30 protein-coding genes (1 of these 30 cut by a window edge) are annotated in these 24,943 nt (G+C 39.1%); 11 read left to right on the top strand and 19 right to left on the bottom strand.

Annotated features, from left to right (window positions below; translation table 11 throughout):
- Positions 1 to 212 precede the first annotated feature (212 nt).
- Both DET63_RS02735 and DET63_RS02740 read left to right on the top strand, forming a co-directional pair.
- A complete protein-coding gene (locus DET63_RS02735; protein WP_088040268.1) occupies positions 213 to 1,484 on the top strand; it encodes a BaiN/RdsA family NAD(P)/FAD-dependent oxidoreductase in 1,272 nt (423 codons plus the stop codon).
- Between the two features lie 212 nt (positions 1,485 to 1,696).
- Positions 1,697 to 3,139 (top strand): MDR family MFS transporter, encoded by a 1,443-nt coding sequence (locus DET63_RS02740; protein ID WP_044444001.1) that lies wholly within the window; start codon positions 1,697 to 1,699, stop codon positions 3,137 to 3,139.
- Between the two features lie 40 nt (positions 3,140 to 3,179).
- On the opposite strand, the gene DET63_RS02745 is transcribed toward DET63_RS02740, so the two are convergent.
- The gene (locus DET63_RS02745; RefSeq protein WP_113935762.1) at positions 3,180 to 3,503 is read right to left on the bottom strand and encodes an ArsR/SmtB family transcription factor; all 324 of its coding nucleotides are present in this window, start codon (positions 3,501 to 3,503) and stop codon (positions 3,180 to 3,182) included.
- Positions 3,504 to 3,935: an SRPBCC family protein gene (locus DET63_RS02750; RefSeq protein ID WP_113935763.1), complete on the bottom strand. Its 432-nt coding sequence runs from the start codon at positions 3,933 to 3,935 to the stop codon at positions 3,504 to 3,506.
- 423 nt (positions 3,936 to 4,358) lie between these two features.
- Between DET63_RS02750 and DET63_RS02755 the strand changes: the two genes are divergently transcribed.
- Positions 4,359 to 4,586 (top strand): DUF3973 domain-containing protein, encoded by a 228-nt coding sequence (locus DET63_RS02755; RefSeq protein ID WP_002138690.1) that lies wholly within the window; start codon positions 4,359 to 4,361, stop codon positions 4,584 to 4,586.
- Positions 4,587 to 4,619: 33 nt separating this feature from the next.
- Here the strand turns inward: DET63_RS02755 and DET63_RS02760 are convergent, their stop codons facing one another.
- Entirely contained in the window at positions 4,620 to 4,802 is a 183-nt protein-coding gene (locus DET63_RS02760; protein WP_000621746.1) for a sporulation protein Cse60, read from the bottom strand.
- A 1-nt stretch (position 4,803) separates the two neighbouring features.
- Positions 4,804 to 5,040 carry a DUF2553 family protein gene (locus tag DET63_RS02765; RefSeq protein WP_002089059.1) on the bottom strand — a complete coding sequence of 79 codons (237 nt, stop codon included), beginning with the start codon at positions 5,038 to 5,040 and terminating at the stop codon, positions 4,804 to 4,806.
- Positions 5,041 to 5,320: 280 nt separating this feature from the next.
- On the opposite strand from DET63_RS02765, the gene DET63_RS02770 reads away from it, so the two are divergent.
- Positions 5,321 to 5,800 carry a CarD family transcriptional regulator gene (locus tag DET63_RS02770; protein WP_002089061.1) on the top strand — a complete coding sequence of 160 codons (480 nt, stop codon included), beginning with the start codon at positions 5,321 to 5,323 and terminating at the stop codon, positions 5,798 to 5,800.
- Positions 5,801 to 5,874: 74 nt separating this feature from the next.
- Here the strand turns inward: DET63_RS02770 and DET63_RS02775 are convergent, their stop codons facing one another.
- The 7 genes from DET63_RS02775 to DET63_RS02805 all read right to left on the bottom strand — a co-directional run bounded on the left by DET63_RS02775 (position 5,875) and on the right by DET63_RS02805 (position 10,557).
- Complete coding sequence (locus tag DET63_RS02775; protein WP_002015659.1) at positions 5,875 to 6,660, bottom strand: glucose 1-dehydrogenase; 786 nt, start codon at positions 6,658 to 6,660, stop codon at positions 5,875 to 5,877.
- Positions 6,661 to 6,672: 12 nt separating this feature from the next.
- On the bottom strand, positions 6,673 to 7,530 hold the full coding sequence (gene glcU, locus DET63_RS02780; protein ID WP_002129475.1) for a glucose uptake protein GlcU: 858 nt from the start codon (positions 7,528 to 7,530) through the stop codon (positions 6,673 to 6,675).
- 33 nt (positions 7,531 to 7,563) lie between these two features.
- Positions 7,564 to 7,986: a DUF3888 domain-containing protein gene (locus DET63_RS02785; RefSeq protein WP_002089063.1), complete on the bottom strand. Its 423-nt coding sequence runs from the start codon at positions 7,984 to 7,986 to the stop codon at positions 7,564 to 7,566.
- 99 nt (positions 7,987 to 8,085) lie between these two features.
- Positions 8,086 to 8,319, bottom strand: coding sequence for a molybdopterin converting factor subunit 1 (moaD, locus tag DET63_RS02790; RefSeq protein ID WP_002089064.1), 234 nt, complete (start codon positions 8,317 to 8,319; stop codon positions 8,086 to 8,088).
- 2 nt (positions 8,320 to 8,321) lie between these two features.
- The gene (gene moaE / locus DET63_RS02795; RefSeq protein WP_002129479.1) at positions 8,322 to 8,786 is read right to left on the bottom strand and encodes a molybdopterin synthase catalytic subunit MoaE; all 465 of its coding nucleotides are present in this window, start codon (positions 8,784 to 8,786) and stop codon (positions 8,322 to 8,324) included.
- A complete protein-coding gene (gene mobB, locus DET63_RS02800) occupies positions 8,783 to 9,304 on the bottom strand; it encodes a molybdopterin-guanine dinucleotide biosynthesis protein B (protein ID WP_113935764.1) in 522 nt (173 codons plus the stop codon). Before mobB ends, moaE begins: the two co-directional genes overlap by 4 nt.
- On the bottom strand, positions 9,268 to 10,557 hold the full coding sequence (locus DET63_RS02805; protein WP_113935765.1) for a molybdopterin molybdotransferase MoeA: 1,290 nt from the start codon (positions 10,555 to 10,557) through the stop codon (positions 9,268 to 9,270). Before DET63_RS02805 ends, mobB begins: the two co-directional genes overlap by 37 nt.
- An 83-nt stretch (positions 10,558 to 10,640) precedes the next feature.
- Between DET63_RS02805 and moaC the strand changes: the two genes are divergently transcribed.
- Positions 10,641 to 11,126 carry a cyclic pyranopterin monophosphate synthase MoaC gene (gene moaC / locus DET63_RS02810; RefSeq protein WP_002089070.1) on the top strand — a complete coding sequence of 162 codons (486 nt, stop codon included), beginning with the start codon at positions 10,641 to 10,643 and terminating at the stop codon, positions 11,124 to 11,126.
- A 42-nt stretch (positions 11,127 to 11,168) separates the two neighbouring features.
- Here moaC and DET63_RS02815 read toward each other — a convergent pair whose 3' ends face one another.
- The 6 genes from DET63_RS02815 to DET63_RS02845 form a co-directional block, all read right to left on the bottom strand.
- Positions 11,169 to 12,182 (bottom strand): molybdopterin-synthase adenylyltransferase MoeB, encoded by a 1,014-nt coding sequence (locus DET63_RS02815; protein ID WP_113935766.1) that lies wholly within the window; start codon positions 12,180 to 12,182, stop codon positions 11,169 to 11,171.
- Between the two features lie 16 nt (positions 12,183 to 12,198).
- Entirely contained in the window at positions 12,199 to 13,212 is a 1,014-nt protein-coding gene (gene moaA, locus DET63_RS02820; protein ID WP_113935767.1) for a GTP 3',8-cyclase MoaA, read from the bottom strand.
- Positions 13,213 to 13,409: 197 nt separating this feature from the next.
- Positions 13,410 to 16,277 (bottom strand): BclA-related collagen-like exosporium protein, encoded by a 2,868-nt coding sequence (locus DET63_RS02830; protein WP_113935768.1) that lies wholly within the window; start codon positions 16,275 to 16,277, stop codon positions 13,410 to 13,412.
- Between the two features lie 121 nt (positions 16,278 to 16,398).
- A complete protein-coding gene (locus DET63_RS02835) occupies positions 16,399 to 16,722 on the bottom strand; it encodes a hypothetical protein (protein ID WP_113935769.1) in 324 nt (107 codons plus the stop codon).
- A gap of 20 nt (positions 16,723 to 16,742) precedes the next feature.
- Complete coding sequence (locus DET63_RS02840; RefSeq protein ID WP_113935770.1) at positions 16,743 to 16,967, bottom strand: spore germination protein; 225 nt, start codon at positions 16,965 to 16,967, stop codon at positions 16,743 to 16,745.
- A 77-nt stretch (positions 16,968 to 17,044) separates the two neighbouring features.
- Complete coding sequence (locus DET63_RS02845) at positions 17,045 to 17,350, bottom strand: rhodanese-like domain-containing protein (RefSeq protein WP_000141214.1); 306 nt, start codon at positions 17,348 to 17,350, stop codon at positions 17,045 to 17,047.
- Between the two features lie 199 nt (positions 17,351 to 17,549).
- Here DET63_RS02845 and DET63_RS02850 point away from each other — a divergent pair, with 199 nt between their 5' ends.
- A complete protein-coding gene (locus DET63_RS02850; RefSeq protein WP_002129493.1) occupies positions 17,550 to 17,732 on the top strand; it encodes a hypothetical protein in 183 nt (60 codons plus the stop codon).
- A gap of 48 nt (positions 17,733 to 17,780) precedes the next feature.
- Here the strand turns inward: DET63_RS02850 and DET63_RS02855 are convergent, their stop codons facing one another.
- On the bottom strand, positions 17,781 to 18,905 hold the full coding sequence (locus tag DET63_RS02855) for a homoserine O-acetyltransferase family protein (RefSeq protein WP_113935771.1): 1,125 nt from the start codon (positions 18,903 to 18,905) through the stop codon (positions 17,781 to 17,783).
- Between the two features lie 152 nt (positions 18,906 to 19,057).
- On the opposite strand from DET63_RS02855, the gene DET63_RS02860 reads away from it, so the two are divergent.
- The 5 genes from DET63_RS02860 to DET63_RS02880 all read left to right on the top strand — a co-directional run bounded on the left by DET63_RS02860 (position 19,058) and on the right by DET63_RS02880 (position 24,341).
- Positions 19,058 to 21,223, top strand: a complete 2,166-nt coding sequence (locus tag DET63_RS02860) for a spore germination protein (RefSeq protein WP_113935772.1) — start codon at positions 19,058 to 19,060, stop codon at positions 21,221 to 21,223.
- Between the two features lie 16 nt (positions 21,224 to 21,239).
- Positions 21,240 to 22,334, top strand: a complete 1,095-nt coding sequence (locus DET63_RS02865) for a spore germination protein (RefSeq protein WP_113935773.1) — start codon at positions 21,240 to 21,242, stop codon at positions 22,332 to 22,334.
- A complete protein-coding gene (locus DET63_RS02870) occupies positions 22,310 to 23,389 on the top strand; it encodes a Ger(x)C family spore germination protein (protein ID WP_113935774.1) in 1,080 nt (359 codons plus the stop codon). The genes DET63_RS02865 and DET63_RS02870 overlap by 25 nt, the downstream gene beginning before the upstream one ends.
- Positions 23,390 to 23,482: 93 nt before the next feature.
- A complete protein-coding gene (locus DET63_RS02875) occupies positions 23,483 to 23,668 on the top strand; it encodes a hypothetical protein (RefSeq protein WP_113935775.1) in 186 nt (61 codons plus the stop codon).
- A 250-nt stretch (positions 23,669 to 23,918) separates the two neighbouring features.
- On the top strand, positions 23,919 to 24,341 hold the full coding sequence (locus DET63_RS02880; protein WP_000180548.1) for a pyrophosphohydrolase domain-containing protein: 423 nt from the start codon (positions 23,919 to 23,921) through the stop codon (positions 24,339 to 24,341).
- 44 nt (positions 24,342 to 24,385) lie between these two features.
- Here DET63_RS02880 and DET63_RS30500 read toward each other — a convergent pair whose 3' ends face one another.
- Positions 24,386 to 24,943 carry the final stretch of a VrrB protein gene (locus DET63_RS30500; RefSeq protein ID WP_113935776.1) on the bottom strand. Its footprint extends 663 nt past the window's final position, so 558 of the gene's 1,221 nt are visible here — the last part of the coding sequence; its start codon lies beyond the right edge, outside the window — the gene reads right to left on this strand; the stop codon is at positions 24,386 to 24,388.

Consider the following 24,943-nt stretch of genomic DNA (forward strand, 5'->3'; position numbering starts at 1 on the left):
GAGCATTTACGGACCTTTTTAACTCCCTCTTTACTTCTCATAAATCTTAAGATAGTAGTCTTATTGCCCATAAATAGCAGGATAATGCTGAACTCTAACTTTTGTATTGTACCACAATTCTCCTCTTAAGCAGTACTTCACTCTATTTTTCTTTTAAGGGAAAACATGCTATTCTTTTAGGCAGGAAATGTAGAAAATGAGGTCGATATATTATGCATTATGATGTTATTGTCATCGGCGGCGGTCCTTCAGGGCTAATGGCTGCAATCGGTGCTGCTGAAGAAGGCGCAAGCGTCTTACTTCTTGATAAAGGAAATAAACTAGGACGTAAACTTGCGATTTCTGGTGGTGGTCGTTGTAACGTAACGAACCGTCTACCACTTGATGAAATCGTTAAACATATACCTGGAAATGGTCGCTTCTTATACAGTGCTTTTTCTATTTTCAGTAATGAAGATATTATTACATTCTTCGAAAATCTCGGTGTACAACTGAAAGAAGAGGATCATGGTCGCATGTTCCCCGTATCAAATAAAGCGCAATCTGTTGTAGATGCACTGTTAACACGATTAAAAGACTTAGGTGTGAAAATACGTACGAATACGCCTGTCGAAACGATTGAGTATGAAAACGGTCAAACGAAAGCAGTTGTATTACAAACAGGCGAAGTGTTAGAAACGAATCACGTCGTTATCGCTGTTGGCGGAAAATCTGTTCCTCAAACTGGTTCTACTGGAGACGGATACGCTTGGGCTGAAAAAGCTGGGCATACAATTACAGAACTTTTCCCAACAGAAGTACCAATTCTTTCAAACGAACCGTTTATTCGTGACCGCACATTACAAGGCCTTGCTTTACGAGATGTAAACTTAAGTGTATTAAACCCGAAAGGAAAAGTTATCATTTCTCATAAAATGGACATGCTTTTCACTCACTTCGGCCTATCTGGTCCTGCTGCTCTTCGCTGTAGCCAATTCGTTGTGAAAGCGATGAAAAAGTTTAAAACGAACACAGTGCACATGAGTATCGATGCATTGCCAGAAGAAAATAGTGAGCAACTGTTCCAGCGCATGCTGAAACAAATGAAAGAAGATCCGAAAAAAGGAATTAAAAACGTTTTAAAAGGCTATGTTCCTGAACGTTACTTCCTATTCTTATTAGAAAAAAATGAAATTGACGGTAGCGAACAAGCTGGACAAGTTTCTCATGAGAAGATTCGCGCACTTGTGAAAGACTTTAAAGAATTTACCGTCCATGTAAATGGTACGCAGTCAATTGAAAAAGCATTCGTTACTGGCGGAGGTGTATCCGTTAAAGAAATTAACCCGAAAGAAATGGCTTCGAAATTCACGAATGGTTTATACTTCTGCGGAGAAGTTCTTGATATTCACGGTTATACTGGCGGCTATAACATTACATCTGCCCTTGTTACTGGCCGAATTGCCGGAACAACCGCTGGACAAAATTCAAAAATGCAATATTAAAGAAGAAACAGGGACTCCTGTTTCTTTTTTTAGTATGTTGGAATAGCAAAGTAATACACGAAATTATATCGGCGATACTTTAAATATGTCGACCGTTTCTTCAAAAATATCCCTTCCTCCTAACTTCCCATTGCTTTTTTGTTGCTTTATATACCTTAGTACCTTTATATTTTATATTGTTGAATATTCGAAAAAGGGTAAGGGGAAAACAAATGAGAAAAAAAGTCATGATGTCTTTAATGCTAATGACGTTTCTTTCTGCGGTAGAAGGAACGATTGTTAGTACAGCGATCCCTCGTATAACGAGTGATTTGTCAGGCGTCGAACTTGTTAGTTGGGTATATGCAATCTATATGCTTGCAACAGCTGTTTCGACTCCAATATACGGAAAGCTAGCTGATTTATTCGGCCGTAAAAAAGTTCTGCTCATCGGAGCAACAATCTTCTTAATCGGTTCTGCACTTTGCGGAGTCGTTACATCAATGGAACAATTAATCTTCTTCCGTGCTCTTCAAGGTATAGGGGCTGGTGCTGTTATGCCGATCACAATGACGATTATTGGAGACCTATATAGCGAAGCGAAAGACCGTGCGAAAGCACAAGGCTGGATGAGTGCAGTTTGGGGTGTATCTGGTGTTATTGGGCCGTTAGTAGGTGGATTTTTAGTTGATTCTCTTTCTTGGCGCTATATTTTCTTCTTAAACGTTCCTTTTGGAATTATCGCTTGCTTAATGTTTGCCACTTCTTATAAGGAATCTGTTAAGTCCGCCGCTAAGCAACATATCGACTATCTTGGTGCGACAGTTTTCTCATTAAGTACAATTGCTTTACTATACGCATTATTAACAGGTAGCAGTAAGCAAAACTGGGGAGACATTTCAATTATCGGCCTATTAATCTTTGCCGCTGTTTCATTCATTATTTTCTTATACATCGAGAAAAAGTCTCCGGAACCATTAATTCCGCTAGCACTTTTCTCTAACCGTACATTATCTACAATAAACATACTAACACTTATTGCTGGCGCAATGATTATTAGTATTACAGTGTATCTTCCAATTTGGAGCCAAGGTGTTTTAGGAAAAAATGCGACAGAGGCTGGACTCATTTTAATGCCGATTCCTGTTATGTGGACATTCGGTGCTATGTTCTCTGGCAACTTAGTTGGCAAGTTACAAACGAAACAAATTATTTTACTTGGAGCTAGCATTTTATCAGTTGCTACTTTCTTATTATTTACATTATCAACAGATTCACCATCATTCCTTATTTATGTTGCAGTCGGATTATTCGGCTTAGGAATGGGGCTTGTTACACCAATTTACATGGTAACAATTCAAGCAGCTGTACCGGCGAATACGCGCGGAACGGCAGTTGGTTTAAATACATTTATTAATACATTTAGTCAAACACTAGGAGCTGCAATCTTCGGAACGATCTTCAATACGATGATTCATGCACGCGGCATTAAAAACCTTGATCTTGTTTCTTCTGGCGGACATGGAGGGGCTACAGCAAACGTAGCAACCGAATCACAATCCGCATTAGCATCAAGTGTACACGTCATTTATATGAGCACTTTCGTATTAGCGGTATTCACATTAATTATCGCTTGGATCCTATTAAAGCCAGCTAAACAAACAAGTGAACAATAAAAAGAGGATGACCATTTTGGTCATCCTCTTTACATAAAATCTACTCTTCATTCTCCACAATATGTTTAAGCATGGACAATTTATTATCCCAAAATCGTTCATAATACGAGAGCCACTGCTGTAATTCCTCTAATGGTTCTGGATGCAAACGATATATCTTCTCTCTTCCGCTCTTTCTTCCACTCACTAAATTCGCTTCTGAAAGAATATGAAGGTGCTTTACAACAGCAGTACGACTCATCGGAAAATGATCCGTTATTTTTGAAATCGGTAACTCTTTGTCACTTAATAACCGTATTACTTCTCGGCGGGTTGGATCAGCAATTGCTTGAAATACATCATATTTCGCTACTGATGAGGACACTTAGCCTTCGACAACCTTTTTCAGTTTTTCATTTACAATCGCTACCCAGCCGCCGCTCATTCTTTCGTGAATAATAGAGCTCTTCGCATTTGGTTTTGGGAGGATTTCATCAGGATGTTTCCAGCCGCCGTGAATTAACGTAAATTCTGTTTTACTATCTCCTAAGTCTTTCAAATTAAATGAAACAATCCAACCATCTGTATCCCATGAGAAAGATAAATGATTTGGCTCATCAATCTCTAACACTTTACATGGTGATGGTCCAAAAGGTGATTGCACATGAAACTCATGTCCTACCTTTAATTCAAAATCATTTGGCATAAACCATGACGAAATTCCTTCTGCAGTTGATACTACATTCCATACCTTTTGAATAGGCGCGTTAAAAACGATTGTTTGTTTAATATCATTTAATGTATTTTGTTGTTCCATTTTATATCTCCTTTATTCGGCATTAAAATATAACACCTTTTAGTTTCACTTTAACAATATAACACCTTTTGGTTTCATGTCAAGAAAGACTCTTTTTCACTGTTGAGAAATTCTCAACATTTTTTCAACAGGACAAACACCCTCTCACCATTCCTTCATAATATACTCACAAAGGCAATGAAAAATAGAAAATTCCCTCAACATGAACCCTATCACTCCTATTGAGAGAAGCGCCTAACTTATCTCATCTGTACTTCGTCTCTCCTCCTTCCCTCGGGGACAATACGCGAGATATGTAAAGATCAGAAGGAGTATGCCCGCCATTTGGGTAGGTAGTTATTTCTCTTCTCCTCAACATTTCCTTAGGAGCGAAATGACTACCGACCCACTTTTTTAAACAAAAATAAAAAGGAGATGAAAGCTATGTTCTATTGCATTAACTGTTCCGAAATTCACCATGAAAAACACCCGAATGATAAAGTTTTCAAAAACGGTTTTTATATTGATCCATTTTTAGGTGATCGTTATCACCTCGGTATGTGCACTGATGCTCAAGATCATGAAACAGGAAAAGTTCTTTTAACGGAAAAGAAAACAGGCGCAACACAATCTATTATGAATATTTTACCGACACATGTTGTCCCAACGTAAAGCATAAAAAAGAGCTGGCTCCCCAGCTCTTTTTTATGCTTTATAAACAATCATCGCTGAAAAACAATAAATTTGATTTTCATCATCGTTAATTGAAACACCAACTTGATACTTTATATCTACAAAATTTCCATCATCAATTTTTTTCAAAAATACATTTACAGCGTCTTCTAAGTCCTTTTCATGACTTTCATCAAACACTTTCACACGAATCATGTTAACACCATCCTAGATCGCAGCCCTCCGCCGCTTGTTTATTGCCACGGTGCGTATCTATGATGCGATAAAACTTTCCATCTTCATATATATATCCGTCTTCTAACACATATTGTTTATCTTCAGTATAGACATAAAACTTACCTATCATAAACTTACTCGTATATAATTCCAAATAATCTTGCCTAAATTTAGCTACAACTTTATTTGTAATATCAATTCTAATTGTGCGCCCCACCTTCTATCCCTCCCTTGCAAAGAACGGATTTAGGTATATTGTATTAGCGATTTTATATTTTATGCTTAAAAATAAGTGGATATGCTCTCTTTCTGCGCCTGTACTATTTTTCTAAAAAAATTCCCCCTATTTATTCAACTTATAAGAGCAAAAAAACAAACAAAAAAACGACTTTTATATATTGACTACAGCATATCAGATGTGATATTATATAAAATTTGACATTTTTATCCTAGTATGTTATCATTAAAAGTAGTTACCACATACGGAGGTGGATGATTTGTTTCAAATTGGTGATAAAATCGTTTATCCAATGCACGGTGCAGGAATCATCGAAGCAATTGAAGAGAAAGAAATATTAGGCACTACGCGTCAATATTGTGTTATACGCATCATTAGTAAAGATATGCAAGTAATGCTTCCGATGAATCAATTACAAAAATCAGGTATACGTTATATCGTCGATAAAGGTACGTTAGATGGTATACTTCTTGAATTTCATCATGGGGAATCAGACCCCTCACTCTCTTGGAAACAAAGATATACAATGAATATGGAAAAAATGAAGAACGGCAATCTTCAAGATAGTGCAGAAGTTGTTCGTGATTTACTTCGTCGCAATAAAGAAAGAGCATTAAATGCGAGCGAAAAACAAATGCTAGATAATGCGCGTAAAATGGTTATTAGTGAAGTTGCGCTCGTACAGAATGTTTCAGAACATCAAGCAACAGAATTTCTTCAAGATACAATCAATCATTAATTTTAAAAATAGCCGACCGCTATTTTTTTTTGCGTAAAAAAGGCCAAAGAGTTAAATCTCTTTGGCCTTTCATATTACCCACGCCCCGCTTGAAACGATGGGTATAAAGTCATTCCACCATCTGCAAATAACGTAATTCCAGTTACGTAACTTGCCTCTGCTGAAGCAAGCCACGTTGCTACTGCTGCGATTTCTTCAGGTTTTCCAATGTAACCCATTGGAATCATACTTTCTACGTCGTCACGTTTTTTCGGGTCAGCAAATTTTTCAGCATTAATTGGCGTATTAATTGCACCAGGCCCAATATTATTTACCCGAATACCTTTTGGTGCATATTCTAACGCTAACGTTTCTGTCATAAGCTTAATCCCCCCCTTACTAGCCGCATAATGCACAAATAATGGCCACGGGATTTTCTCATGAACACTAGACATATTAATAACCGAACCTTTAATATCGTGTTCCACAAAATATTTAATCGCTTCACGACTTCCTAAAAAAGCACCTGTTAAATTTGTATGAATTACTTTATTCCAATCCTCTAACGGCATTTCATGCGACGGTACCGCGTTTTCTATCCCCGCATTATTAATCATAACGTCGAGCGTACCAAACTCTTTCACAGCAGATTGAATGAGATTTACAACATCTGCCTCGACCGTCACATCACCTTTTACAGCAATCGCTTCTCCACCTACCTTTTTTATTTCTTCTAATACATCGTTCGCTTCTGACTCTCTTGAGCGATAGTTAATAACAACTTTCGCCTTCTCTTTAGCAAATCTTACTCCCATGGCTCTTCCAAGACCAGTTGCTGATCCTGTAATAACGACGACTTTCCCTTCTAAATCGCTATACATTTTAATACCTCCTTAACCTTTCGCAATCCCCAGCATAATTCCAGCTGCAATAATAAAAACGATACCAATAACAATCCCAATTAATTGACGCTTCGTTTTCCTTTCACCTAATATAAAAATTCCCCCAAGCGTCGAAATAATAATTCCCATTTGTGAAAGGGAAAAGCTTGTTGCGACCCCAACTCTTGGCTGCGAAATGAATAAAAACATATTTCCAGCTGCCCAAATCAATCCTGGAAGAATATTTCGAATCGCATATTTATTGAATGGATGATGTTTAAATGTGAGTAAAATCCCGCCTAATACCATACCGACCGCTTGTGGTAATAAAGCCGACCAACCGTTCACGTTAAATAACCGGATAACTACTACGTAAACTAAATAACCGACTGTTGAAATTAATAAAATAATAATTCCTTTTTTGAAATTTCCTGCTTGCTCTGCATTCTTCTCTTCTTTACTTTGAAGCGATGTTAAAATAACCCCGATAATAATACAAACGAGCGCCAAAACTCCAAGAACGACCGATATCGTCGTTGACCATTCATGAAACACGATAACCCCAAATAATGTTGTCGCGACTAATTGAAGCCCTGTTGAAATCGGCATCGTTCTAGAAACACCCATTAAATCAATACTTTTTAATTGATTCGCTTGACCAAGTGCCCAAAATAAGCCAGATACAATTCCAACTCCAATAACGGTCGGAGTTAATACCGGCTTCATAAAAATATAAACGACAATTGAGAAGATAAGTGCACCGAACGTTGTACCGAGCGTTTGACTATACGGTCCCCCGCCTAGTTTCACGTTAAATAGCACAATACTCCCCCAAAATATAGCTGGTAAAATCGCTAAAAGTATATCCATCGCTCATTACCTTTCTCTACAAAATGTCATAGGTTATCGCTCTAAATCATTAGAGTGAGCTTTTATTTTTTCGTTTTTTCGTGCACAAATCTTTTCTACAATAGCACCAGAAACATTCTTTTCTCGCTCCACTTTCTTTATCTTTATGTGATCTAAATTGTCTTCCAAAGTAAGTGTAACTTTATCATTCGGTGGATTATGTGCCCCTTGAAATGTAAGAAATTGTATCGTAACTTCAAACCTAGGAACAAACTCATCTTTCTTGCCTAGACGCTTTATATTTGTAACTGAGTCACATTCATATTGATCTTCTGTCACTTGCCTTATAACCGAGTAATATCGATTCAGTAACGCACTTTCTAAAAGCTGTTCCGTCGATTCCTTTGCCAAAGAATTGCTTGGAGAAAAGAAAAAAACAGAACATATCATTGCAATCATTACACATATCTTTTTCATAACTTCCTCCTTTTCCTATAGGATAGTGTTCTCCAAAATGCCATAAAAAAACGACTTTCCCTATTTAGGAAAGTCGTTTTTTATAGCATAAATCCAATATTAACCACCACTCACTGGTGGTATTAGTGCAACTACATCACCAGTGTGTATCGTGTCATCTTCATTTGCGTACTCTTCATTAATCGCAACCATAATTGGCGCTGACACTGGTACATTATATTCTTTCGCAACAATATCTTTTAACTCTGCAACAGTAATATTTTCTTTCTCTATTTGTAATTCACTCGTTCCTGCTTCTTCTTGCAAGTTCGCAAATAACAATACTCGAATCATATTTATAACTCCTTCCCAGGCTCTCCTGCTGGATATGGTGTTTTTTCTAATTGGTCACCAATCCATGAGTCACCATCTTCCCAAAACTCCTTTTTCCAAATTGGAACAATTTGCTTAATACGCTCCATAATATATTCATTCGCTTCATAAGCCTCTTTACGATGAGGCGTTGATACAGCAACAACAACCGCTATATCAGAAATTTGCAGCGTGCCGATGCGATGCGTAATCGCAACATGTGTACCGGGCCACTTCTCCTTCACTTCTGACCCAATTTTCTGTAGCATCTTTTCTGCCATCGTCTTATAAGCTACATACTCTAAGTATAGTGTACGACGCCCTTTCGTAAACTCCCTAACTGTCCCGATAAATGTTGTAACAGCACCACATTCACGGCGAACTACTTTCTTTGTCACCTCTTCAATCGAGATTTCTGTATCAATTACTTCATAATACGTATTTATCATTTTGCACCCCTAGCCGTTTGTAAAAACCAGTCTATATACAATTTTTCTTCTGTTATATGAAATACTTTATATTCTTCTCGTACATTTGACGAAGCATCATACCACGTAATAACTGCCGCTATATTTTCTACTTTATGTAAAAGTTCAGCGTCTTCCGCAGAACGAAGTAACACTACTTTCGGATAGTTCTCAGCTTTATAGCCCTCTATTAAAATCGTATCTACTTCAAAAAATTCGTACAAGCGGATAATTTCTTGCAAGGGCCATTCATCTCGCAAAGAGGACAAAGATAGTAATCCGGCACCTTCTACACTACTTACTACAGCACCAGCTTTTCTGTGTCTTTCACTATCTTTTTGCGCTACTTCAGGAAAGCCCCCGTGACCATGATGTTTAATTGTAGCAACCTTCATTTCTCTTTCAGTTAATGCATGCACCATCTTCTCTACAAGTGTTGTTTTCCCGCTATTTTGATACCCTACTATTTGTAAGATTGAAGAGGCTTTGTCCACGGCCAATCACTTCCCTCAGAGCATTCTAACAATAATACAGACACTTTCATTCCTGCTTCAAATCCTCTCGTTCCTCCAGGCAGCACGATAAAAGCATTTGCATCCGCAAGTGAAGAGACCGCACTCGATTTATCTAAACCGACTGGCATCGCTTGTAGTGCCCCATTAACAATACTCGCTTTCGCTCTTACAAAACGAGTAAACGGATTTGGTTTCGGGAAATCTTTTTGTAAAATAGCATCAGTTCTATATACGTGAGGCTCCTTCGCATGCAAATACGTTTTCATAATTGGATGCACAAATAATTCGAAACCTACATAACAAGCTGACGGATTACCTGATAAACCAAAGAGTAGCTTTCCATCAACTTCAGCTACTGTCGTTACACTCCCCGGTCTCATCGCTATTTTATTAAAGAGTACATTCGCCTGTAACCTTTCATAAATAGCTGGCAAATAGTCGTAATCCCCTACTGAAACACCGCCCGTTGTAATTAAAATATCAACCTTATCCATCGCTGATTTAACAGCTGTAAAACATGCATCTAACTCATCGGCAAGTTGTCCATAGTAACGCACTTTCCCGCCAGTTTTCATAATTTGAGCGGCAATCATGTAAGAGTTACTATTTCTAATTTTCCCTGGCTCTAACGCCTCATGCACTTCTAGTAATTCACTTCCTGTCGTTACAATACCGACAACAGGCTGTTTTACAACTTTCACAGTGCTATATCCAAACGTCGCTAATAATGCGGCAACACCTGGATTGATTACAACACCTTTCTTAACGAGGACTTGATTTTGTTTTATATCTTCTCCTTTAAACGACACATTGTCACCGTTTTGGAAAGGACGTTTTAACTTCATATATGTACTTTCGTTCCTATCGAATCCTTCCGTCAGTTCTAGCATTACGACTGCATTGCAATCTTCTGGAATAGCTGCTCCTGTCATAATACGAACCGCCTGAAAAGCCCCTACTTCTTCTGCAAAAACAGATCCTGCTCCGATCTCTCCTATTACTTCAAATTCAATCGGATGCTCTTGACCCGCTTCCTTCGTGTCTTCTGCTCGAATTGCGAAACCATCGTAAGGAGAACGATCAAAGTGAGGAACGTCGTGATCTGAGACAACATCCTCTCCAAGAATCCTCCCGTAACTTTCTGTAATAGAAACTTCTTCTACTTCACCATGCTTAGCATATTTCATAACCCGCTCTACAGCCTCAGCAACTTGAATCGGGATTCGTTTTTCTACCATTGTTTCTCACCTCATATTTGCAAAATATCTAATCTCGATTACACTTTATATATTAAATCACAATTACTTCAAGGAGGAATTCCATGTCTTCATTCACACATTTCAACGACCAAGGGCGCGCTAAAATGGTTGATATAAGTGACAAAAAAATAACCGTTCGAACAGCAATAGCATGCTCTAGCATTCTCGTTTCGAAAGAAATTTTTGATAAAATCTCACGCAACGAAATTGGTAAAGGTGACGTATTAGCCGTCGCACAAATCGCAGGTATTATGGCTGCAAAACGTACTTCTGATATTATCCCAATGTGCCATCCTTTATTATTAAAAGGTGTTGACGTCTCTTTCAATTGGAAACAATCAGAAGAACAATATCGACTACTTATTGAAGTAAAAGTTAAAACAGAAGGTAGTACCGGCGTTGAGATGGAAGCTTTAACAGCTGCTTCCGCTACCGCTCTTACTGTATATGACATGTGTAAAGCCGTTGATAAGGGTATGATTATTGGCGAAACGTACTTACTTGAAAAAACGGGCGGAAAAAATGGAGATTATATTAGAAATTCTTAATCCTACCTTTTCCATTTGAACCTAAAGGACTCTCCTTTAGGTTCAACCTATATATCTTGCATATAGTCGTTTTGCAACATTCATATCATTCGTACCATGAATAAACGCCCTACCATCTGTAAATAAAACAAAACGATATTCTTCCACCGGAAATGACAATAAATATGGCGTTGCTTTTACATCCACACTTTTTTGTAAGCGCTTTTTAATTTCTTCTAAATTAAAACCCTGACGCACACCTGGACGGATTTGAACTGTATTTCGCCCACATAATACTTCTGTTTTCGTTTGTGCTTCAAATGTTAAACTCGGATATGTACGTAACTTTCCACAAGATAAACATGTATCCTTTTTCTGCCTATTCACTTTAAATGCCATCTGCTGATTATTCCAAAGATCAAATGATAGCATCGTTTCACGAAGTGCCTCAAAATCTTCTACTAATATTTTCAAGGCTTCCGTTATTTGATGTGCAACTACTAATTGCACTGCTGGCTGTATAATACCGGCCGTATCACATGTCGCTCCGCTCGCTGGATGCTCCATTAAACATCGAAAACACGGCGTTTTTCCTGGCAAGATTGTATAAGTTACTCCGTAGCTTCCAACGCATCCTCCATATATCCACGGAACGTTATACATCTGCGATATATCATTAATAAGAAGGCGCGTTTCAAAATTATCTGTCGCATCTAATATTAAATCTACACCTTTAATTAATTCTTCCATTTCGTGCACCGTTACATCAGTCACAACCGGTACAATTTCTACTTCGGAATTAATTGCCTTTAAATGTTCTGCTGCCGCTATTGCTTTCGGTTTATAATGCTTTGCATCTTCTTCTGTATATAATTGTTGCCTTTGTAAATTACTCCATTCTACATAATCACGATCCGCAATTGTTATTTTTCCAACACCTGCTCTAACAATTGCTTCTGCATTCGCTGCTCCGAGTGCACCAGCACCGATAACGAGCACATGCTTCCCTCTTATTTTCCGTTGCCCTTCTTCCCCAACACCAGAAAATAACATTTGTCTTGAATATCGCTCTTGCATACGACATCCCCCTTTCTTATCCTCCTATATAAGACATTTCAATTTTCGGACGATTTTTCGCACTTTCTTCTGTCCGTTCATCTGAATATCGATCTTTTCTATTCTTCCATACATATTCTATAGCTTTTAATAACTCATTATCCGAAAGGTTCTCCCTCAGAAGTTTCCTTAAATCCATTCCTTCTGTCGCAAACAAGCAAGTATAAAACTTTCCATCTGCCGAAATTCTTGCTCTCGTACAAGAAGAACAAAATGAATCAGAAACAGAGGTAATAAAACCAACCTCTACATTCGTTCCAACGTATCGATACCGCTTCGCAACCTCACCAAAATAATGAGCTTCAGCTGGCTCAATTGGATACACCCCATGAATCATATCAATTAATTCTCGTTTCGTAATAACTTGATCAAAATTCCATCCATTCGTACTGCCAACATCCATAAACTCAATAAACCTAAGCGTGATTCCTTGTTCTTTAAAATACGTAGCAACCGGAAGTACTTGATGATCATTCATTCCTTTTTTCACAACCATATTTACTTTCACTTCAAGGCCTGCTTCTTTCGCTGCCATAATTCCTTTTAACACTGGCTTCGTATTCATATTCCGGCCATTAATTGCGCGGAACACATTATCATCTATCGCATCCAAACTAACATTTACTCGGTGTAACCCAGCTTCTTTTAACGCCTTCGCTTGCTTCGTTAAATGAATCGCATTTGTCGTTAATCCTATATCTACTAAACCGTCAATTTTCACGAGACGTTCGATAAGTTTTGTTAAGTCCTTACGGAGCAAGGGTTCGCCACCAGTAAGTCTAATTTTCCGTACACCGATGCTAACAAATACTTTTGCTAATCGCTCTATTTCATCAAATGTCAGTAAAAACTCATCTTTCAAAAAAGCATAATCAGGACCAAACACTTCCGCTGGCATACAATACGTACACCGTAAATTACAACGATCAATGACAGAGATGCGTAAATCTTGAAGTGGGCGTCCGAAAAAATCTTTAACCTTCTCCTGCATCGCCACTCTCCCTTTCTGCCAAATTTATACCTCTCTTCATTCTATTATAATATATTTTTGAACCGCGATGTTTTTGCTAAGGTGAATAAAGTGAAACTTTAATCAGTGGGGGTTTTGTCCATCCCCACTGATTATTAGCCCACAAATAGAGGGATAAAAAACCTTGAAACATAAAAGTTCCAAGGTTTTTTTGCTTATTAACTTAATCTAATAATAGTTAGAGTAGCTCCTGGCGTTGTCGTAGATAATGTAGCTATTGCAACTAATCCAAATAACTGCAGACTAATAGCAGCTCCAGCAGGCAAGTTAGCAATTATTGGTGCACTAAATGAACCAGTAGCCACTGTCGGGGAGTTTATCGTTCCCGCAAGCGGACTGCCATTTACGGTTATACGAGAACTGACAAGTAATCCTGCCGTTAAATTAATTGTATAGGCTATATAATAATTCCCTGCATTCGCAACTGTAAATACAGTATTTCCACCACTAACAGTTATTCCTGGTCCAATATTTTGATTGTTCGGTAATGAGATATTCGTACCGCCTAATAAAACGGAAATAGCGGTTCCTGATGTATTATTCGCAAATGCATACGTTGCAGTTGTACTAACTCCAGTCACTCCAGTTACCCCAGTCGCTCCTGTTGGACCCGTGCCTCCCGTTGGACCTTGAATTCCTTGTGAACCTGTCGCTCCTGTTGCTCCCGTTGGACCTTGAATTCCTTGTGAACCTGTCGCTCCTGTTGCTCCCGTTGGACCTTGAATTCCTTGTGAACCTGTCGCTCCTGTCGCTCCCGTTGGACCTTGAATTCCTTGTGAACCTGTCGCTCCTGTTGGACCTTGAATTCCTTGTGGGCCTTGCGCTCCTGTTGGACCCGTGTCCCCGGTTGGGCCTTGTGGACCTTGTAAACCTTGCACACCTTGCGGACCTTGCGGACCGGTTGGACCTATTTCTCCTTGCACACCTTGTATTCCGGTTGGGCCTTGTGGACCAGTCGGACCTTGCACTCCTTGTATCCCTTGAATTCCCTGTGGGCCTTGTGCTCCGGTTGCACCTGTTGCCCCTTGTATCCCTTGTGGGCCTTGACCTCCTTGGATTCCTTGAGGACCTGTTGGACCTTGGATTCCTTGCGGGCCTTGAATTCCTTGCGGACCTTGATCTCCCGTTGCTCCCGTTATACCTTGGATCCCTTGTGGACCTTGAACACCTTGCGAACCTGTTGGGCCTATGTCTCCTTGTACTCCTTGTATTCCTTGTGGACCCTGCAGCCCCGTTGCTCCAGTTGCACCAGTTACTCCAGTTGCTCCGGTCACACCCGTCGCCCCTGTTGCTCCCGTATCTCCTACTCCTCCCGTTACACCTGTCGCTCCTGTCGGACCAGGTGGTCCACCGGATGGACCTGTCACTCCCGTCGGACCTGATGGACCTGTTGGGCCAGTCGGTCCGGCTGGGCCTCCTGATGGACCCGTTACACCTGATGGACCCGTTACTCCAGTTGCTCCTGTAGTCCCTTCCCCTGTCGCCCCTGTTGTACCCGTATCTCCAGTTACTCCTGTCGGCCCTTGGATTCCTTGAATTCCTTGTGGGCCTTGCACCCCTTGCGCACCCGTCGGTCCTTGAATTCCTTGGATTCCTTGAACTCCCTGTGGACCCATTGGACCTGTTGGACCTATATCCCCTTGAGTACCTTGCACTCCTTGCGGGCCCTCTGGACCTGTTGCTCCTATATTCCCTTGAACACCTTGAACTCCAGTTGCTCCTTGTGCTCCGGTTGCTCCGGTTATACCTTGAATCCCTTGTATTCCCTGAATGCCTTGTGGACCTTCTGGACCAGTTACTCCTATTGGTCCTTGAATTCCTTGGATTCCTTGTGGGCCCTCTGGACCTGTTGCTCCAGCTGGTCCTGGCACTCCTTGTATTCCTTGCGGACCCTGAAGTCCTTCTGGGCCTTCTGGGCCTGTTGGTCCTATATCACCCATTGGCCCTTGAATTCCTTGGACTCCTTGTGAGCCTGTGTCCCCGGTTGGACCAGGTACCCCTTGAATTCCTTGTGGGCCTTGATCTCCTGTTGCTCCGGTTATACCTTGAGGTCCTATGGCCCCTTGTATACCTTGCGGACCTTGATCTCCAGTTGCCCCCGTTATCCCTTGAATTCCCTGAACCCCTTGGATTCCTTGTTCACCAGTTGCTCCTGTCGGACCAGGAATACCTTGAATACCTTGCGGACCTTCTGGACCCGTTGATCCAATTGGCCCTTGAACCCCTTGTATTCCTTGCAGGCCCTGTGCTCCTGTTTCTCCTGTACTTCCACTCGGACCTGTATTTCCAGTCACTCCCGCACTTCCAGTTACTCCAGTATTTCCAGTCGCTCCAGTCGCACCTGTACTTCCACTCGGTCCACCTCCTGGCCCTGTCGCACCAGTTGCCCCAGTCGGACCTGGAGGTCCTCCAGATGGGCCAGTTATCCCTGTTGGACCTGTTATTCCAGTCGGACCACTAATCCCCTGACCAGTCGCTCCTGTTGCTCCCGTATTTCCACTCGGTCCTTGTGGGCCTTGTATCCCTTGAGCTCCTTGTATTCCTTGTGAACCTGTTGCACCCGGCACCCCTTGCACTCCTTGAATTCCTTGAGGTCCCTCTGGCCCGGTAGCTCCAATCGGCCCCTGTAATCCCTGTATCCCCTGTATACCTTGTGCCCCAGTCGCTCCGGTTGGACCAATTGGACCTTGTAACCCTTGCACTCCTTGAGGTCCTGTCGCTCCAGTTTCTCCCTGTGGTCCCCTTAATCCTTGTGGTCCCTGCTGTCCTTCTGGTCCTGTTGCACCCATTTGTCCAGCTGGCCCTTGAATCCCTTGCACTCCTTGAGGTCCTGTCGGGCCCATCGCCCCCATCGGACCTTGAAATCCCCTTGGTCCTTGTGGGCCAGTCGGGCCTTGTGGACCGGTTGGACCAGTAATCCCAATGCCAGTAAATCCCGTTGGAACGGGGGGAAAAGTAGGTCCAATAAGATTCGGTGAAATTCTGAAATTAGAGTTTAATGAATTTTGTCTATCGCGCTCTTTCACACTTTCACCACCTACACACCATCTTTTTTACTTTAAACAAACCTCTTCTTCTTAATATGTATTTACAAAAACAATCTCAAAGACTATTTTTATTTTAAATAATAAAAACTCCCTTAATTCCTTAAGGAAGTCCAGAAACTGAATCCATATTATCTGTATTAGGGACAGCTTGCGATATACTCGACACATTTGCACCTTGCCCCATGTTTGTTCCCGTTACAGTACCAGCAGGGGTACCTCGTGTATAGGTTGTCGTCACCGAATCTCCCGGTTGTAAACAAAGCTTCGTCTCCGTCCCTATTACTGTAACAACGTCAATCCAAGTGCAACCCGTTGAACCACTATACGATTTCGAAGCAGTAAATGAAGTATCACTCAAATTATCCCCTGTAAATATATTCCCAGTATTATTAACGATAATAAATTCTTTAATACGTGCAGGCATACTTACACTCTACCTTTCCTTTATGAACCTAATGTACGTGTACTCGTCGCTAATGGCGGAAGAAACACTGATGTTCTAATCACAGCTTCTGGCTGTCGTTTCCCATTTAAAAAAACAGCCGCACTCGATCCTCCAGCACCCGCATATATTTTCGATACAGCAAAAGGTGCGATATTATAACAGTCGCCAACATTAACAGCCCCTGTATTATTAATAATTTTTACTTTACGCATGTTAATCCCCATTTACCCCTCCCCCTTTTGTATACTGTATGCAAAAGAAAAAAACTTGAAACAGACTCGTTTCAAGTTTTTGCAGCTACTTATTTAGTTTCGCCTTCATATTGAAGCATACCGCCAACCATGTTCACCGTTTTAAATCCTTGCTCATTTAAATAATGGCATACATTTTCACTACGCATTCCCGAACGGCAAATAAAGATATATTCATTCTCTTTCTCAAAGAAATCCACTTTATTTGGAATATCGCCCATTTTAATATGTACAGCTTCTGGAATTTTCCCTGCCGCTACTTCTTCATCTTCCCTTACATCTACTAAAAATAATGTTTCTCCATTTTCTAAACGCTCTTGCACTTCTTCTGTAGTAATTGTTTTTACTTCTGTCATATGTAGTTCCTCCTTATATACAATAAAACCTTCAGTTTCTTCTTTAAACAATCATTTCTCATCAATTTTAGCACGCGAAGGAAGGAACGCAAAGAATGGAACATTTATTTCTCAATTTTCCAGCAAAACTTATTCTTTACAAACATAACTGACGCATTGTATCCTCAATATACTTGTTTGATGAAAGGAGCCAGTTAAAATGACACTTTTTCTTTTCATTATGGGCATCATTTTCTTAGTTTTTGCAGTTATTGCTCTTAGTATGAAAAATAATAAAAAGATAAAATCCCCTCAAGAAATGTCATTCTTATTTCTATTACTTAGTATAGCTTTCTTCGGTTTATCAATCGCTTCATATATTTTCCGTCTGCAAATCATGTAAAAAAAGGTGCCTACTATAAATCATGCACCTTTCCACATTAATTATTTCCTACACAAAACTAGATACTTTCCGGTTTAAAAACTCATAAATTTTCTTTTCAAATAAATGAACATCTAACGCTCCTGCCATATGCCCATTTATACTTTCTATCTCATATACTTCTGCGTACTTCCCTTGCTTTTGCAAAATATCTACCATTCTATAATTGTAACGAGGCGGCTGAAGTAAATCTTGTTTGCATGGAATCATGAGTACATTCGCTTCAACCTTAGAAAGAGCCTCTTCTAAGGAAGAAAATCCATGTGCAATATCATGTAATAAGACCGCTTTCGCAGTATACATCCATGAATTTGCATCTACTAAATCTATACTTTTACATGTCACTTTATTTATTTCTTTCTCAAATGATGTTAATGCAGAAAATTGTTGATACGGTTCCATTTCTATACTGTTCCGCGGGAATGCCATTTCATAAAAATGTTCATCAAATGCATTCATAAACATCATTTTATTCGCTAAATGAAGCCCCTTCATTGGTTGCTCCTCTCCGTACTTTCCGCCTTTCCAATCTGGATCAAGCTGAATTGCTTCAATCGCATTTTGCGCTACATTTCCCGACGTTATAATTGGATTTTGCGGATTCGTAATAACTCCAATCATTCGCTGCACCATATGAGGATAGTGGACAGCCCATTGCTGCGCAATCATCCCACCTGCCGATGGTCCCATTACAGCATGTAACCTAGCAATCCCCATATCTGTTATTAACTCATATTGCATACGTGCTATATCTAAAAATGTGAAAACTGGAAAATCCATCGCATACTCAAAACCAGTCATCGGATTTATCGATTTTGGCCCCGTTGTAATCACATATGGGTTCTTCACTTGTACATTACAAAGGTTATCAGTACATATAATAAAATATTTATTTGTATCAATTGCTTTCCCAGGTCCAATTAATCCGTCCCACCAACCGGCTTCCTCATCATGCTCTGTATATTTTCCTGCCGCATGACTTGTTGCACTAAAATAGTGACAAACCAAAATCGCATTTGATCTTTCTCTATTTAGAGTACCGTACGTCTCATACCCCATTTGAACAGGAATCTCCCTACCATTTTCAAACACAAACTTTTTTAAAACAAACTTCTCCTTTTTTACAATTTGCACAGAATCGCCTTCTTCCCGTCATATTATGAACTGCTTACTAAAGGATTTTTTTTATGCAAACCAATCTCCTCCTTCTTTTAATAAATAAATGAATAATATACAAAATTAGCCACAAAATAGCACTATATTACAAGATCAAAGAGGGCATACATATGATTTGGAATTGGTTACGTAAGAAAAAAAACTCAAATACAAAAGAGACAGATGATTCGAAACAACAGTCTGATGATCAAAAGGAACATAACAAAGATAAGAATGACGAGCCAAAAAGTAAGGAAAAAACTGAGGATTCTTCTCAAAACAAGCAGCAAAATTCTAAGCAAGATGATAATTCTCAAGACAAACAACAAAGTTCTAAACAAGGTGATTCTTCTCAAGACAAACAGCAAAATTCTAAGCAAGATGATAATTCTCAAAACAAGCAGCAAAATTCTAAACAAGAGGATTCTTCTCAAGACAAACAGCAAAGTTCTAAGCAACAGGATTCTTCTCAAAACAAACAGCAAAATTCTAAGCAACAGGATTCTTCTCAAAACAAACAACAAAACTCTAAGCAAGATGATTCTTCTCAAGACAAACAGCAAAATTCTAAGCAAGAGGATTCTTCTCAAGACAAACAACAAAATTCTAAACAAGTGGATAATTCTCAAAGCAAACAGCAAAATTCTAAGCAAGATGATAATTCTCAAAACAAACAGCAAAATTCTAAGCAAGATGATAATTCTCAAAGCAAACAGCAAAATTCTAAGCAAGATGATAATTCTCAAAACAAACAGCAAAATTCTAAGCAAGATGATAATTCTCAAAACAAAAAACAAAGCTCAGGTAGTAACAGCATTTATGACTTTAGCAAACCAGAAAGTGACCATATTCATTCTCTACAAGATTTAATAAAGAAGCTGAAACAGTCTAGTGATTTTGTTAATTACCATACATCTGACGATGAAACGATGCCTTATTGGATTTCTTACTATCGCCCTTCACTTGACGGTGAGAAATTGCAAAAGTATTTAATGCCTACTCTAATGGAACGTCCTTGCGCTCCATTAGAAGAATTAAAAGAACATATTCCAATGAGTGGTATAACGATTACGAACGACTTACAAAAAATTGAGGACATGGTTTTAAAGGGACATGCGATTATTCAATTGAATCAACAAGATCAAAAATGTATGCTTGCAAACATTGCAATTGATAATTATCGTGCACCAACTCCTCCATTAAATGAATCAACCGTTATCGGGCCACAAGAAGGATTCGTAGAAGATATTGATACGAATATTAATTTAGTACGAAAACGTCTTCCTGTTTTAGATTTACACACAAAAGAGATGATTATCGGAGAGTTTTCAAAAACAAAGGTTGTCATGATGTATTTAGACAACCTAGCTGAAAAAGATAATGTAGATTTTCTAGAGGAATCATTACGCGCTCTTGAATATGATCAAATTAATGATAGTGCTTATATACAAGAATTAATGGGTGAAAAATCAATTTTCCCTCTCTATATAAATACAGAACGCACTGATAGAGTCACAAAAGCACTTATTGATGGGAAAATAGCTATTTTTGTTGATGGTTCTCCGAGTGTCCTATTAACACCTGTATCATATTTCGATTTTTTCATTTCGCCAGAAGACTATAACGTTTCTTGGCTGTACGCTACATTCTCAAGGATTTTAAGATTGATTGCTGTTCTATTCTCAATTTGTGCAACTCCATTATACGTTGCAGTTTTGAATTATCATTATGAATTAGTTCCGAGTGACTTACTTGAAACATTGATTTTATCAAGGGCTCAAGTACCATTTCCCCCTTTAATAGAAGCACTTTTCTTGGAACTTGCGATTGATTTATTAAGAGAAGCTGGCGCTCGATTACCTATGAAGGTCGGACAAACGCTCGGTATTGTAGGCGGTATCGTAATCGGGCAAGCATCTGTACAAGCTGGTTTAACGAGTAATATTTTATTAATTATCGTTGCCTTATCAGCGTTAGCTTCCTTTATTACGCCCATTTATAAAATGGGTAACGCCGTTCGTTTACTACGTTTCCCATTTCTCGCATTTGCAGAAATAGGTGGGCTCTTCGGTATATCTCTTGGATTTATCTTTTTATTTACCCATTTGTTTAGACTTACTTCTTTACGTAAACCGTACGCTCTCTTTTATCCAACGAGACAACAATCCTTTAAAGATTCTTGGATTCGTTTTCCATTAACAATGATTGATACTCGAGATGTTCAAGCAAGACCGCAACACGTAAAAAAAGCAACTAATGGAATTTCTACGAAACATACGTCAGATTTTGATGATTAAGAAATGAGGTGCATCGATGAGTAAAATTAAAGCAGAACACCAAATATCACCCGTCTTCGTTTTCTTTTTAATTCACGGTGCACAATTTGGTGCCGGCGTCCTTGGGTTTGCCCGTATTATTGCTAAGGCTGCTGGATATGACGGTTGGATAGGAGTTCTCATCACAGGAATCATCATTCATATTCTCCTATGGATGATGTATTTCTTGTTAAAAGAAACAAACGGAAATTTAATTGATTTACAGCGACAAACGTTTGGAAAATGGCTAGGAAACGGCATTAATCTCATCTTTATAGCCTATTTTTTAACCGTCAGCATTTCTGTCATTCGAACATACGTTGAAATTATTCAAGTGTGGATGTTTCCTACCGCTTCAACTTGGATGTTAACACTCTTTTTATGCTTAGTTAGCTATTACATTATTTCTTCTGGATTTCGTGTAATTACTGGTATTTGCGTCATCTCTGTTGGTGGTACATTGGGATATTTATTTCTTAGCCTATTCGTTTTGAAATACTCACATTGGCCTAATTTACTACCTATTTTCACACATTCTTTTTCAGATATTTTAAAAGCCGCCCAGCTGTCAATCTACAGTATGACAGGGTTTGAGATTTATCTTATGATTTATCCATTTGTGAAAAATCCTAAGCAATCTCATAAATCCGCTCAATACGGAGCACTATTCTCAAACCTTCTATATTTATTTAGTACACTTTTAGCCTTTTCTTTTTTTAGTGAAAAACAATTATCAAAAACAATATGGTCACAACTTTCCATGACCCAAGTAATCCAACTTCCTTTCATAGAAAGGCTAGAGTACATTGCAATCTCAGCTTACGCTCTCGTTATTGTTACAAGCTTCATTCTTCCTTTATGGGCTGCGACAAGAGGAACACACGAAGTATTTCGTGTAAAACAAAGAGGTGTTTTAATTACTTTTTTGCTCATTACCCTCATTGTTTCAGAGCTATTAACGAACAGACATGATATTAATAATTTTATTAGTAATGCATCAAAAGTTAGTTTTTGGCTTATTTACATATACATCCCAATTCTATTTATTATTGTGTGGGTGAAAAGAAAATGGAAAAAATCAAAAGAAAATTAATTCTTCTTTCTTGTATTAGCATCTTCAGTCTAACTGGTTGCTTACAAAAAAATATTATCGATGATGTCAACCTAATTCAAGGGACTGTTTTTGATATAGCAAAAGATAATAAAGTAAAAGTCACATTCGTTTGTCCTATACAGAAAAAAGGTAATAAAGTTCAAGTCTTTGAAGGAGTAGGAAACGCAGTAAAACAAGTAAAAGCAGACACATCTTTAGAGTCTTCTCAACCATTTGCCAGCGGACAAATGCGTGTTGCTCTATTTACTACAAGAATTGCTAAAAAAGGATTATCTACTTCCTTTGACACATTAATTCGAGATGTGAACATCGGGAACTCAATGTATGTCGGTCTATTAGAAGGAACTGGGATGGACTTACTAAAAGGTAAATATACAACATCATCTAACGTTGCCATTTATATAAAGAAAATGTTAGACCATAATATGCAAACAGGCCCTTTACCTACTGACAATCTACATTTAGGAGCTTATCGATATTATCGTGAAGGCCAAGATTCCTATTTACCAATTCTCAAAAAAGATAAAGATAAAATAAAAATTACAGGTATCGGCCTTTTAAAAGGAGATAAATATATTGGTAAAATTAGTTATCATGATATGTTTGCCTTTAAAGGCTTATTGGAAAAACACCGATTAGATTCACATGAATTTAAAGCAAACTCCGGATACACAATCATTAATAACATTCGATCCGTTCCAACTTACCAAGTAAATATAAAAAACGGAAAGCCATCATTTTTCATACACGTCAAACTAGAAGCGCGTATTCAAGAACTATCTAAACAGTTCAACTTAGACAATAAAAAGAATACACAAAAAATAGAAAAATCAGTTGAAAAACAATTAGATGCAACAGCTAACAAACTAATTAAACAGTTTAAATCATTAAATGTGGATCCACTCGGCCTTGGTGCAAGGTATAAAGAACATTATCGTCCATTTAAATTAGAAGAGTGGAGAAAAATGTACAAAGATGTTCCCATTACAATAAAATACACAGTTAACATTACAAATTCTGGCGTAATTGAATGATAATGATTGAACTCCTCCCTCCGGCATGATACAACGGAGAGAGGAGTTTTTCATTACCAAATATAGAGAGAAAAGATATTTACGGGGGAGCTTATGTCTAAAAAATTAGTAAAACCTATTTTAAATGGTATTTTATTTCTCGGCGTCTTTTTATTTGCTCATACATACTTAAAAAATGTTTCTTTCGCACGTTATTTACTTGTAGTTATACCAATGCTACTCATCGGAATATTTGGCATCGATCTTATTTTATCCGTTTTAATTAAGAAAGAAGAATAACGAGCGAACATCTTATTTCTCATAAGATGTTCTTTTTATTTAATAACTACCTTATGTTACAATAAAGTGAAACTTTAATCAGTGGGGATTTTGTCCATTACCCACTGATTATTAGCCTTCACCAATCGGGCTTTTACGGGCAGTTATCTCCCACCTCACTTCCTCGCATTTGCGACTTTTGAGGTGGGAGTCTTACTGCCCTCGAATAGCGGGATAAAATTCGGCATAACGTAAGAAAGGATGAAACAACATGACAAACGAAAAAGGTTTAGATAAAGGATACGAACTTGTTGCAAAAATGCATGAAGAATTCGGACATCCTGTGACAAATACTCCAACAAAACTAACAGAAGAGCGTGCAAAAATTCGTGCTAGCTTTATGCAAGAAGAGCTAGAAGAATTTCTAGAAGCAACGACTGTTGAAGATCAATATGATGCACTGATTGACCTTATTTACTTTGCATTCGGAACGTTTGCAGAAATGGGCGTACGTCCAGATAAAGGATTCGAAATTGTAAACAATGCTAACATGGCAAAACTATTCCCTGATGGAAAGCCTCGATTCCGCGAGGGCGACGGCAAAATTATGAAACCAGAAGGATGGCAAGCACCGGAACCACAACTTCGTGCGGAAATTGAACGCCAACGTCAAGAGGCGGAAAAAAACTGCTAGGATCTCCTAGCAGTTTTTTATTATGTCTTTTTTCCTTTGGCCTATTAATGACCCACGTGTCCTGCGTGTCCAGCTGCTCCTGCAGTACCAGCTGCTGCTCCTGCTGCCGTCCCTGCTCCAATTCCACCTCCCCAAGGCTGTTGTTGCTGCTGATACTGTTGGTATTGTTGTTGACCCTGATGCTGTTGTTGACCTTGATGATGATGTTGGCCTTGATGATGATGTCGGCCTTGGTGATGGTGTTGACCTTGGTGATGGTGTTGACCTTGGTGATGATGTTGACCTTGGTGATGATGTTGACCTTGGTGATGATGTTGGCCTTGGTGATGGTGTTGGCCTTGGTGATGGTGTTGACCTTGATGAGTTTGATAAAGGACAGCCTGCGGGTGAATTTGATGATGACCTTGGTGATGTACTTGTTGCTGATGGTGGCCGTGGTGTTGATGCTGGCCTTGGTGACCATGATGACCATGGTGTTGATGCTGGCCTTGGTGGCCATGATGACCATGGTGTTGATGCTGGCCTTGGTGGCCATGATGACCATGGTGTTGATGCTGGCCTTGGTGGCCATGATGACCATGGTGTTGATGCTGGCCTTGGTG

Source organism: Bacillus sp. DB-2, from assembly GCF_003315125.1.
GTDB lineage: Bacteria > Bacillota > Bacilli > Bacillales > Bacillaceae_G > Bacillus_A > Bacillus_A mycoides.

Coding starts and splice junctions, on each gene's coding strand:
- moaE (WP_002129479.1), bottom strand. CDS start 8,786: ATGATAAATACGTATTATGAAGTAATTGATACAGAAATCTCGATTGAA.
- DET63_RS02760 (WP_000621746.1), bottom strand. CDS start 4,802: ATGATTCGTGTGAAAGTGTTTGATGAAAGTCATGAAAAGGACTTAGAA.
- DET63_RS02880 (WP_000180548.1), top strand. CDS start 23,919: ATGACAAACGAAAAAGGTTTAGATAAAGGATACGAACTTGTTGCAAAA.
- DET63_RS02860 (WP_113935772.1), top strand. CDS start 19,058: ATGATTTGGAATTGGTTACGTAAGAAAAAAAACTCAAATACAAAAGAG.
- DET63_RS02875 (WP_113935775.1), top strand. CDS start 23,483: ATGTCTAAAAAATTAGTAAAACCTATTTTAAATGGTATTTTATTTCTC.
- DET63_RS02785 (WP_002089063.1), bottom strand. CDS start 7,986: ATGAAAAAGATATGTGTAATGATTGCAATGATATGTTCTGTTTTTTTC.
- DET63_RS02740 (WP_044444001.1), top strand. CDS start 1,697: ATGAGAAAAAAAGTCATGATGTCTTTAATGCTAATGACGTTTCTTTCT.
- DET63_RS02870 (WP_113935774.1), top strand. CDS start 22,310: ATGGAAAAAATCAAAAGAAAATTAATTCTTCTTTCTTGTATTAGCATC.
- DET63_RS02805 (WP_113935765.1), bottom strand. CDS start 10,557: ATGGTAGAAAAACGAATCCCGATTCAAGTTGCTGAGGCTGTAGAGCGG.
- DET63_RS02840 (WP_113935770.1), bottom strand. CDS start 16,967: ATGGGGATTAACATGCGTAAAGTAAAAATTATTAATAATACAGGGGCT.
- glcU (WP_002129475.1), bottom strand. CDS start 7,530: ATGGATATACTTTTAGCGATTTTACCAGCTATATTTTGGGGGAGTATT.
- moaC (WP_002089070.1), top strand. CDS start 10,641: ATGTCTTCATTCACACATTTCAACGACCAAGGGCGCGCTAAAATGGTT.
- DET63_RS02735 (WP_088040268.1), top strand. CDS start 213: ATGCATTATGATGTTATTGTCATCGGCGGCGGTCCTTCAGGGCTAATG.
- DET63_RS02750 (WP_113935763.1), bottom strand. CDS start 3,935: ATGGAACAACAAAATACATTAAATGATATTAAACAAACAATCGTTTTT.
- moaA (WP_113935767.1), bottom strand. CDS start 13,212: ATGCAGGAGAAGGTTAAAGATTTTTTCGGACGCCCACTTCAAGATTTA.
- DET63_RS02850 (WP_002129493.1), top strand. CDS start 17,550: ATGACACTTTTTCTTTTCATTATGGGCATCATTTTCTTAGTTTTTGCA.
- DET63_RS02775 (WP_002015659.1), bottom strand. CDS start 6,660: ATGTATAGCGATTTAGAAGGGAAAGTCGTCGTTATTACAGGATCAGCA.
- DET63_RS02845 (WP_000141214.1), bottom strand. CDS start 17,350: ATGACAGAAGTAAAAACAATTACTACAGAAGAAGTGCAAGAGCGTTTA.
- DET63_RS02815 (WP_113935766.1), bottom strand. CDS start 12,182: ATGCAAGAGCGATATTCAAGACAAATGTTATTTTCTGGTGTTGGGGAA.
- moaD (WP_002089064.1), bottom strand. CDS start 8,319: ATGATTCGAGTATTGTTATTTGCGAACTTGCAAGAAGAAGCAGGAACG.
- DET63_RS02865 (WP_113935773.1), top strand. CDS start 21,240: ATGAGTAAAATTAAAGCAGAACACCAAATATCACCCGTCTTCGTTTTC.
- DET63_RS02835 (WP_113935769.1), bottom strand. CDS start 16,722: ATGCCTGCACGTATTAAAGAATTTATTATCGTTAATAATACTGGGAAT.
- DET63_RS02755 (WP_002138690.1), top strand. CDS start 4,359: ATGTTCTATTGCATTAACTGTTCCGAAATTCACCATGAAAAACACCCG.